Here is a 9,092-nt window from a genome sequence, read left to right as displayed (position 1 = left end):
AAAACGTCAACAAGGGCGTAGAATATACGCGGCACAAAGTACACATCTACCACTTAAAGTAAATATGGCGGGTGTTATACCAGCAATTTTTGCTTCAAGTATTATCCTGTTTCCTGGTACAATAACCTCTTGGTTTGGCGATGGTACAGGGTGGGGTTGGCTGACAACGATTTCTTTAAATCTACAGCCTGGTCAACCTATTTATGTGTTACTATACGCTGCTGCAATCATATTCTTCTGTTTCTTCTATACGGCGTTGGTTTTCAACCCAAGAGAAACGGCAGATAACCTGAAGAAGTCCGGTGCATTTGTACCAGGAATTCGCCCGGGAGAGCAGACGGCTAAATATATAGATAAAGTAATGACACGTTTAACCCTAATCGGTGCCTTGTATATTACCTTTATCTGTCTCATCCCGGAGTTCATGCGTGACGCAATGAAAGTACCTTTCTATTTTGGTGGTACTTCCCTCTTAATCGTGGTTGTGGTCATCATGGATTTTATGGCTCAAGTGCAAACTCTTCTGATGTCAAGTCAGTATGAGTCTGCATTGAAAAAAGCAAATCTTAAAGGTTAATTACTGATAAGCGATTTGTTTTAGAAGTTACGGAGAGTAAAAATGAAAGTTCGTGCTTCCGTCAAGAAAATGTGCCGTAACTGCAAAATTGTTAGACGTCACGGTCACGTGCGTGTAATTTGCAGCGTCGAGCCTAAGCATAAACAGCGTCAAGGCTAATTTATTGCATTTTTTTCTTGCAAAGTTCGGTTGAGCTGGCTAAATTAGCCAGCCCAATCTTTTATAATATATACAGTATTGTTTGAGTATCCTGAAAACGGGCTTTTCAGAATAGTACTGTATAACTGCTAATTTAGGAGTGCATAGTGGCCCGTATAGCAGGCATTAACATTCCTGATCATAAACATACTGTAATCGCATTAACTTCGATTTATGGTATCGGTAAAACCCGCTCACAGGCTATCTGTGTAGCTGCTGGTATTGCTGAAAATGTTAAGATCAGTGAGCTGTCTGAAGAGCAAATCGACAAGCTGCGTGACGAAGTTGCCAAATACGTTGTAGAAGGTGATCTGCGTCGTGAAGTTACCCTGAGCATCAAACGTCTGATGGATCTTGGTACTTACCGTGGTTTACGTCATCGTCGTGGTCTACCAGTTCGCGGTCAGCGTACTAAGACTAACGCACGTACCCGTAAGGGTCCGCGTAAGCCGATCAAGAAATAATCGGGGTATTTGAACAATGGCAAAAGCACCTATTCGTGCACGTAAGCGTGTAAGAAAACAAGTCTCTGACGGTGTGGCTCATATCCATGCTTCTTTCAACAACACAATCGTTACTATTACCGATCGTCAAGGTAACGCATTGGGTTGGGCTACTGCCGGTGGTTCCGGTTTCCGTGGTTCTCGTAAATCTACTCCGTTCGCGGCTCAGGTTGCAGCAGAACGTTGCGCTGAAGCTGTTAAAGAGTACGGAATTAAGAACTTGGAAGTTATGGTTAAAGGACCTGGTCCTGGTCGTGAGTCAACTATCCGTGCATTAAACGCGGCTGGTTTCCGCATCACTAATATTACTGATGTGACTCCGATTCCTCATAACGGTTGTCGTCCACCGAAAAAACGTCGCGTTTAATAACGTTTTCGTTTTTAGGAAAGTTGGAGAAAGAAAATGGCAAGATATTTGGGTCCTAAGCTCAAGCTGAGCCGCCGTGAAGGTACAGATTTATTTCTAAAATCTGGCGTTCGGGCGATTGACACCAAGTGTAAACTGGAACAAGCACCAGGTCAGCACGGCGCACGTAAACCGCGTCTTTCTGATTACGGTGTTCAGTTACGTGAAAAACAAAAAGTACGTCGTATTTACGGTGTTCTAGAGCGTCAGTTCCGTAACTACTACAAAGAAGCAACTCGTCTGAAAGGCAACACAGGTGAAAACCTGCTGACTCTGCTGGAAGGTCGTCTGGATAACGTTGTTTATCGTATGGGCTTTGGCGCAACTCGCGCAGAAGCACGTCAGATGGTTAGCCATAAAGCAATCATGGTAAATGGTCGCGTGGTTAACATTGCTTCTTATCAGGTTTCCCCGAATGACGTAGTCAGCGTTCGTGAAAAATCGAAAAAACAGTCTCGTATTAAGGCTGCTTTAGAGCTGGCTGAACAGCGTGAAAAGCCAACATGGCTGGAAGTTGATGCTGCTAAGATGGAAGGTGTGTTCAAACGTATTCCTGAACGTACTGATTTATCTGCTGACATTAACGAGCACCTGATCGTCGAGCTTTACTCCAAGTAAGGCTTAGCACCAAAGAGAGGACACAATGCAGGGTTCTGTGACAGAGTTTCTAAAACCGCGCCTGGTTGATATCGAGCAAGTCAGTTCGACGCACGCCAAGGTGACCCTTGAACCATTAGAGCGAGGCTTCGGCCATACTCTTGGTAACGCACTGCGCCGTATTCTGCTTTCGTCTATGCCGGGTTGTGCGGTAACAGAGGTTGAGATTGATGGTGTACTGCATGAGTACAGCACCAAAGAAGGTGTTCAGGAAGATATCCTAGAAATACTGCTCAACCTTAAAGGGTTGGCGGTAAAAGTTCATGGTAAAGATGAAGTTATTCTTACTTTGAGCAAATCTGGCATTGGCCCTGTTATTGCAGCCGATATCATCCATGACGGTGATGTCGAAATCGTCAAGCCGCAGCACGTTATCTGCCACCTTACAGACGAAAACGCATCTATTAATATGCGTATCAAAGTTCAGCGTGGTCGTGGTTATGTGCCGGCTTCTGCCCGAATTCATTCGGAAGAAGATGAGCGCCCTATCGGTCGCCTTTTAGTAGACGCGTGCTATAGCCCAGTTGAGCGTATTGCTTACAATGTGGAAGCAGCTCGTGTTGAACAGCGCACCGACTTGGATAAGCTGGTTATCGAGATGGAAACTAACGGTACTATCGATCCAGAAGAATCGATTCGCCGTGCAGCGACTATCCTGGCTGAACAGCTTGAAGCTTTTGTTGACTTACGTGATGTTCGTCAACCAGAAGTTAAAGAAGAGAAGCCAGAATTCGATCCTATCTTACTGCGCCCAGTAGACGATCTTGAATTGACTGTCCGCTCTGCTAACTGTCTGAAGGCAGAAGCAATCCACTACATCGGTGATCTGGTACAGCGTACTGAAGTTGAATTACTTAAGACGCCTAACCTTGGTAAGAAGTCTCTTACTGAGATTAAAGACGTACTGGCGTCGCGTGGTCTATCTCTGGGTATGCGCCTTGAGAATTGGCCACCTGCAAGTATCGCTGATGAATAAGATCACAGGTTAAGGTTTTACTGAGAAGGATAAGGTCATGCGCCATCGTAAGAGTGGTCGTCAATTGAACCGCAACAGCAGCCATCGTCAGGCTATGTTTCGTAACATGGCAGGTTCTTTAGTTCGTCATGAGATCATCAAGACAACTTTGCCTAAAGCGAAAGAACTGCGTCGCGTCGTTGAGCCGCTGATTACTCTTGCCAAGACCGACAGCGTAGCTAATCGTCGTCTGGCATTCGCCCGTACTCGTGATAACGAAGTCGTGGCAAAACTGTTTACAGTATTAGGTCCGCGTTTTGCGAGCCGTGCAGGTGGTTACACTCGTATTCTGAAGTGTGGCTTCCGTGCTGGTGACAACGCTCCAATGGCTTACATTGAGCTTGTTGACCGTGCTGATTCTGAAACAGAAGCAGCAGCTGAATAATCTAGTTATTATTTAGTGAAGCGAATAAAAAGACCGGATTTTTAATCCGGTTTTTTTACATCTATTGAAAATAATGGCTAGTGAACCTATTTATTAGAGAAATAACTTATCAAGCCATACTCAACCTTTCTATTTGTTATTCCATGCTTTTTTATCTACTCTTGTGTTACATCATATTTATTTTTTGTTATTTCAGCATACTGCTATTTTGGTAAGATAAGCTTCGCACTATATTTCAATTCTATTCTTTTGATTATTTGCTATGCTTATTCATCATTTAGAGTGAGGGAATGATCCATGTATCGTATTGGGCAGGTTGCAAAATTAGCGAATGTGACAACAGATACAATCCGTTTTTATGAAAAACAGGGATTGATGGATCATGATAGGCGAACAGAAGGTGGTTATCGTCTATATACAGAGCAAGATCTCCAACGTTTACGTTTTATTCGCTATGCCAAAGAGTTAGGTTTTACATTAGACGCGATTACAGAGCTACTTTCTATTCGCGTTGATCCTGCTCATCACACTTGCGTTGAATCAAAGCATATCGTTGATGCAAGGCTTGCTGAAGTTGAAATTCGCTTGAAAGAAATGGAAAGAATGCGAGATTCATTAAAAATGTTAAGTAATGCATGTTGTGGTAGTGCTCATGAAAGTACCTATTGTTCTATTCTTGAAATACTTGAATCTGGAGCGACAAAGCAATAGTATCTGTATCGTATTATGTTTTATGTTCTTTAATAATTTAAGAGGTTTTTATGTCTAGCAAATATCAGCACCAAAAAGGTGTTATTAAAGATAATGCTTTAGCAGCGCTTGTTCATGATCCACTATTCAGACAACGAGTGGAAAAGAATAAGAAAGGAAAAGGCAGTTATATGAGAAAAGCAAAACATGATAAGAAGGGCAACTGGGAGGCCAGTGATAACAAAAGATTTTTTCAATTGTTATCACTGGCCTTTTAGTTTTTATTTTTGCTGATTTTTTAATAAATCACGGATTTCTGTTAATAGGGTTTCTTCTGCGGAAGGAGCCGGTGGTGCTTTAGGGGCTTCTTCTGCTTGGCGACGTGTTTTGTTAATTAATTTGATTGCACAGAAAATCGCAAATGCAACAATGGCAAAGTCAAAAACAGTTTGAATGAACATACCATAATTAAGTACAACAGCTGGTACATCCCCGCTCGCATCTCTTAATACAAGGCTAAACTGTTTGAAATCAATACCACCAATTAATAAGCCTAGAGGTGGCATAATAATATCAGCAACTAATGATGAAACAATCTTACCGAAGGCTGCACCAATGATGACACCGACCGCCATGTCAACAACGTTGCCTTTCATTGCAAATTCACGAAACTCTTTGAAAAAAGACATAACCACCCCTTATTTATCTATGCATAGATTTATTATGTAAAAATATAGTAATTTAATATGATAATAGTAGACCATGATAAGTAACAATTACTATTATTCTTATTTCCAGATAGTCTTTATAAGAAAAATGGGCTAGGTTGGAACAGCTTTTCAACTTCAGGGACATATTTTTTATCGGTGATAAACATGATCACATGATCCCCCTGTTCTATAGAGTGACTAGCGTTCGCAATAATAACATCTTGCTCTCTAACAATTGCACCAATAATGGTTCCAGGTGGTAGTTTTATATCTTGTATACGGCGACCAACAACTTTTGATGTATTTTCATCACCATGTGCAACAGCTTCGATTGCTTCTGCAACACCACGTCGTAATGATGAGACGCTCACAATATCAGCTTTGCGTACATGACCTAAAAGTGCAGAAATAGTTGCTTGTTGTGGTGATATTGCAATATCAATAACCCCACCTTGGACTAAATCAACATAAGCACTACGTTGAATAAGTACCATTGCCTTTTTAGCCCCCATTCTTTTTGCCAGCATTGCTGACATAATATTGGCTTCATCATCATTCGTCAGTGCGATAAAGACATCAATTTGTTCTATATGTTCTTCAGCAAGAAGCTCTTGATCTGATGCATCACCATAAAAAACGATGGTGTCATGGAGTAGTTCAGCCAGTTCTGTTGCACGCTGCTGATTATGTTCAATAAGCTTGACGCTATAATCTTTTTCTAATCTAGCGGCTAAACCTGCACCGACATTACCACCACCAACAATCATAATGCGTTTATAAGGTTTTTCTAATCGCTGTAATTCGCTCATTACTGCACGAATATGTTGAGATGCAACGACAAAGAAAACTTCATCTCCAGCTTCAATAATTGTGGATCCTTGAGGCCGGATAGGTCTGTCTTGACGAAAAATTGCAGCAACACGTGTATCGATATGTGGCATATGATCGCGTAATGTTGATAACGCATTCCCAACGAGAGAGCCACCATAATACGCTTTTACTGCAACAATACTGACTTGGCCATCAGCAAAATTAACAACTTGTAAAGCGCCAGGGTATTGGATCAATTTATAAATATAATCAATAACCAAATGCTCTGGTGAGATTAAATAATCAATGGGAATAGCTTCAGGAAGAAAAAGTTTATCTGCTTCACGAACAAATTCAGAGGCACGTATCCGAGCCACTTTGTTGGGTGTATTAAACAGCGTGTAAGCAACTTGGCATGCAATCATATTGGTTTCGTCAGAGTTGGTGACGGCAACCAACATATCTGCATCTTCAGCTCCGGCTTCTCTTAAGACCCTTGGGTGAGACCCATGCCCATTGACTACTCGTAAATCGAATTTATCTTGAAGTTGGCGTAAGCGATCTGCATTAGTGTCAACGACAGTAATATCATTATTCTCCCCGACAAGATTTTCAGCGAGCGTACCACCTACTTGACCAGCGCCTAAGATAATAATTTTCATTGTAATTTCTCAGAGTATTCGATTAACAAATAGAAAAGAAACGCAAGATCTTGATGATCTTGCGTTGAAATAGTAGCGTTTTTTTAGATCTGATATCATCTTTTATCACAAGATCATATTTTTTTTGATCCGTGCGTAAAAGAATCCATCGCCACCTTCTTCTTCTGGTAAGCATTGGTACTGATAATCACATTGCGCATCTTTCGTTGATGATAAAAACGCTTTAATTTGTTGTGTATTTTCTTCAGGTAAAATAGAGCAGGTTGCATATACCAACGTGCCACCAGATTTTAGGTATGGCCAAATAGCGTGAAGGATCTCTTTTTGAATTTTAGCTAATTGCTCAATGTCGTCATTACGACGAAGCCATTTTATATCTGGGTGACGACGAATAACACCTGTTGCTGAACATGGAGCATCAAGAAGAATTCGGTCAAATTGTTTGCCTGCACACCATTGTTCAGGATAACGACCATCACCACTTTTGACGACAGCATTAAGTTTTAAACGCGTAAGGTTCTCTTGTACTCGTTTTAAGCGTTGTTCATCTATATCAATAGCTAATACCTGAGCTTGAGGCGCTATCTCTAGAATATGTGTTGTTTTACCGCCTGGTGCTGCACATAAATCAAGGATCTGCTCTTTATTTTTGGGTGCTAATAATTCAGCACAACGTTGAGCTGAACGATCTTGAACGGTTACCCAGCCATCAGCAAATCCAGGAAGAAGGCTCACGTTGCATGGATTCTCTAAACGGATCGCAAACGGGTGACTATCATCAGCAATAGCGGGAATTCCTTCATTTTCAAGTAATATTAAATATTCGTCTCGGGAATGATGACGTTGATTTACACGTAACCACATTGGTGGTTTTTGGTTATTACCTTCAATAATACTCATCCACTGTTCTGGATAAGCTTGTTGAATACGAGCAAGTAGCCATGATGGGTGGAGAAAACGATTTTCGTTATTTTGAAAACGTTCGTTCAAGATATCTTGTTGGCGTTGAAACTGACGTAACACACCGTTAATCAATCCTTTTAACTGTGGTTTTTTTAGTGTAACAGCACCATTTACTGTCTCTGCTAGAGCTGCATGAGCAGGAATACGAGTATAAAGAAGCTGATATAAACCAACCATAATGAGGTAGTGTAAAATGCGTTGTTTGCCTTTCAATGGCTTATCCATGAGCTGCTGAATAATCCATTCTAATTGTGGCAATGTACGTAATACACCAAAGCAGATTTCTTGCAACAAAGCTTTATCTTTGTCTGAGATATTTTTCTGAAGTTCTGGTATGACAGTGCTTAGTGATAAACCTTGATCTAATACTTGGTTAATTGCTTTAGCTGCAATGCTACGTAAGTTGTATGACGTTTTCATGATGAGTTAGCGGTTAATATTGAGCGCCACAGATATATTATATTGGCGTGAAAAAAGAGAACCCTGATAATATTAGATATCAGGGTTTAGAATTATCATGGAATAATTTTTCCAGGAGTGAACCAATCTCGCTTGGAATTTAAGAAATCAGCAGAAGCCATAGGTTTCTTACCTGATGGTTGCAACTCAGTGATATTTAGAATGCCGTTACCTGTCGCAATATAAATACCCGTTTTATCGGCTTTTAATATGGTTCCTGCGGCTTGATCTGTATTATCCGCAATAGCTTGTGCTTTCCATACTTTTACAGGTTGTTCGTCTAACATGAAAAAGCTCATTGGCCATGGATTGAATGCTCTTATACAGCGTTCAATCTGTTCTGCTGATAATGACCAATCAATTTTTGCTTCTTCTTTAGATAACTTTTGTGCGTAATTCGCTAAATTATCGTCTTGCTTTTCTGCTTTTATTTTACCTGAGGTAATGAGTTCTAACGTAGTTGTTAGCGCCTTAGGTCCCAGTTCTGCAAGTTTTTCATAAAGTGATGCGCTGGTATCTTCATTTGTAATTGGGCATGACGCTTTATACAGCATATCACCTGTATCTAAACCAACATCCATTTGCATAATTGTGACGCCAGTTTCTTTATCGCCTGCCCACAAAGAACGTTGAATTGGTGCGGCACCACGCCATTTAGGAAGGAGAGAACCATGCACATTAAGGCAACCTAAACGCGGTATTTCAAGAACGGCTTTAGGTAAAATCATGCCATAGGCGACAACAATCATAATATCTGCTTGTTGTGCTGCTATCCACTCATGGTTCTCTTCAGGCTTTAAAGAGGCAGGTTGATAAACAGGAATATCATGAGTTAACGCCAGTTTTTTAACTGGGTTCATGGTCAGTTTCTTACCTCTTCCTGCGGGTTTATCTGGTGGAGTAAGTACTCCTACTACTCGATGTTTAGTTGATAACAATGCAGCTAAATGTCGAGCCGCAAAATCCGGTGTTCCCGCAAAAATAATACGTAATGAATCAGACACGTTCTCTTCCTGTTTCAATTTAACTGTTACTGTCCTGCTTTAGCTCTTTTTTT

Annotated in this window: 13 protein-coding genes; 9 read left to right on the top strand and 4 right to left on the bottom strand. The window is 41.0% G+C overall.

Annotated features, from left to right (window positions below; genetic code table 11):
• The 9 genes from BHE89_RS04160 to BHE89_RS04120 form a co-directional block, all read left to right on the top strand.
• On the top strand, positions 1–577 hold a 577-nt coding region (locus BHE89_RS04160; RefSeq protein WP_141008269.1), incomplete at its 5' end, for a preprotein translocase subunit SecY.
• 42 nt (positions 578–619) lie between these two features.
• The gene (rpmJ, locus tag BHE89_RS04155) at positions 620–736 is read left to right on the top strand and encodes a 50S ribosomal protein L36 (protein WP_071788572.1); all 117 of its coding nucleotides are present in this window, start codon (positions 620–622) and stop codon (positions 734–736) included.
• 146 nt (positions 737–882) lie between these two features.
• On the top strand, positions 883–1,239 hold the full coding sequence (gene rpsM / locus BHE89_RS04150; RefSeq protein ID WP_036914623.1) for a 30S ribosomal protein S13: 357 nt from the start codon (positions 883–885) through the stop codon (positions 1,237–1,239).
• Between the two features lie 16 nt (positions 1,240–1,255).
• Positions 1,256–1,645, top strand: a complete 390-nt coding sequence (rpsK, locus tag BHE89_RS04145; RefSeq protein WP_002919257.1) for a 30S ribosomal protein S11 — start codon at positions 1,256–1,258, stop codon at positions 1,643–1,645.
• A 36-nt stretch (positions 1,646–1,681) separates the two neighbouring features.
• Positions 1,682–2,302 (top strand): 30S ribosomal protein S4, encoded by a 621-nt coding sequence (gene rpsD / locus BHE89_RS04140; protein WP_004246942.1) that lies wholly within the window; start codon positions 1,682–1,684, stop codon positions 2,300–2,302.
• Positions 2,303–2,327: 25 nt separating this feature from the next.
• A complete protein-coding gene (locus BHE89_RS04135; RefSeq protein ID WP_006535513.1) occupies positions 2,328–3,317 on the top strand; it encodes a DNA-directed RNA polymerase subunit alpha in 990 nt (329 codons plus the stop codon).
• Between the two features lie 37 nt (positions 3,318–3,354).
• Entirely contained in the window at positions 3,355–3,741 is a 387-nt protein-coding gene (gene rplQ / locus BHE89_RS04130; RefSeq protein ID WP_004246940.1) for a 50S ribosomal protein L17, read from the top strand.
• Positions 3,742–4,038: 297 nt separating this feature from the next.
• Positions 4,039–4,452: a Zn(2+)-responsive transcriptional regulator gene (gene zntR, locus BHE89_RS04125; protein WP_069368787.1), complete on the top strand. Its 414-nt coding sequence runs from the start codon at positions 4,039–4,041 to the stop codon at positions 4,450–4,452.
• A 50-nt stretch (positions 4,453–4,502) separates the two neighbouring features.
• Positions 4,503–4,709 carry an alternative ribosome-rescue factor A gene (locus tag BHE89_RS04120; protein ID WP_023583475.1) on the top strand — a complete coding sequence of 69 codons (207 nt, stop codon included), beginning with the start codon at positions 4,503–4,505 and terminating at the stop codon, positions 4,707–4,709.
• A gap of 3 nt (positions 4,710–4,712) precedes the next feature.
• On the opposite strand, the gene mscL is transcribed toward BHE89_RS04120, so the two are convergent.
• The 4 genes from mscL to fmt form a co-directional block, all read right to left on the bottom strand.
• Positions 4,713–5,120, bottom strand: a complete 408-nt coding sequence (gene mscL, locus BHE89_RS04115; RefSeq protein WP_023583476.1) for a large-conductance mechanosensitive channel protein MscL — start codon at positions 5,118–5,120, stop codon at positions 4,713–4,715.
• A 116-nt stretch (positions 5,121–5,236) separates the two neighbouring features.
• Positions 5,237–6,613, bottom strand: coding sequence for a Trk system potassium transporter TrkA (gene trkA / locus BHE89_RS04110; RefSeq protein WP_069368788.1), 1,377 nt, complete (start codon positions 6,611–6,613; stop codon positions 5,237–5,239).
• Positions 6,614–6,718: 105 nt separating this feature from the next.
• A complete protein-coding gene (gene rsmB, locus BHE89_RS04105; protein WP_128860315.1) occupies positions 6,719–7,996 on the bottom strand; it encodes a 16S rRNA (cytosine(967)-C(5))-methyltransferase RsmB in 1,278 nt (425 codons plus the stop codon).
• A gap of 95 nt (positions 7,997–8,091) precedes the next feature.
• The gene (gene fmt, locus BHE89_RS04100; RefSeq protein ID WP_069368790.1) at positions 8,092–9,039 is read right to left on the bottom strand and encodes a methionyl-tRNA formyltransferase; all 948 of its coding nucleotides are present in this window, start codon (positions 9,037–9,039) and stop codon (positions 8,092–8,094) included.
• Positions 9,040–9,092: the final 53 nt, after the last annotated feature.

The organism is Shigella sp. FC1967 (assembly GCF_001743005.1).
In the GTDB taxonomy this organism is placed as follows: Bacteria; Pseudomonadota; Gammaproteobacteria; order Enterobacterales; family Enterobacteriaceae; genus Proteus.
This window is presented reverse-complemented; position numbering and strand designations above follow the sequence as displayed.

Excerpts from the sequence above, each read along its gene's own strand:
- rpmJ (WP_071788572.1), top strand. The coding sequence starts at position 620 with ATGAAAGTTCGTGCTTCCGTCAAGAAAATGTGCCGTAACTGCAAAATT.
- rpsK (WP_002919257.1), top strand. The coding sequence starts at position 1,256 with ATGGCAAAAGCACCTATTCGTGCACGTAAGCGTGTAAGAAAACAAGTC.
- rpsD (WP_004246942.1), top strand. The coding sequence starts at position 1,682 with ATGGCAAGATATTTGGGTCCTAAGCTCAAGCTGAGCCGCCGTGAAGGT.
- BHE89_RS04135 (WP_006535513.1), top strand. The coding sequence starts at position 2,328 with ATGCAGGGTTCTGTGACAGAGTTTCTAAAACCGCGCCTGGTTGATATC.
- rplQ (WP_004246940.1), top strand. The coding sequence starts at position 3,355 with ATGCGCCATCGTAAGAGTGGTCGTCAATTGAACCGCAACAGCAGCCAT.
- zntR (WP_069368787.1), top strand. The coding sequence starts at position 4,039 with ATGTATCGTATTGGGCAGGTTGCAAAATTAGCGAATGTGACAACAGAT.
- BHE89_RS04120 (WP_023583475.1), top strand. The coding sequence starts at position 4,503 with ATGTCTAGCAAATATCAGCACCAAAAAGGTGTTATTAAAGATAATGCT.
- mscL (WP_023583476.1), bottom strand. The coding sequence starts at position 5,120 with ATGTCTTTTTTCAAAGAGTTTCGTGAATTTGCAATGAAAGGCAACGTT.
- trkA (WP_069368788.1), bottom strand. The coding sequence starts at position 6,613 with ATGAAAATTATTATCTTAGGCGCTGGTCAAGTAGGTGGTACGCTCGCT.
- rsmB (WP_128860315.1), bottom strand. The coding sequence starts at position 7,996 with ATGAAAACGTCATACAACTTACGTAGCATTGCAGCTAAAGCAATTAAC.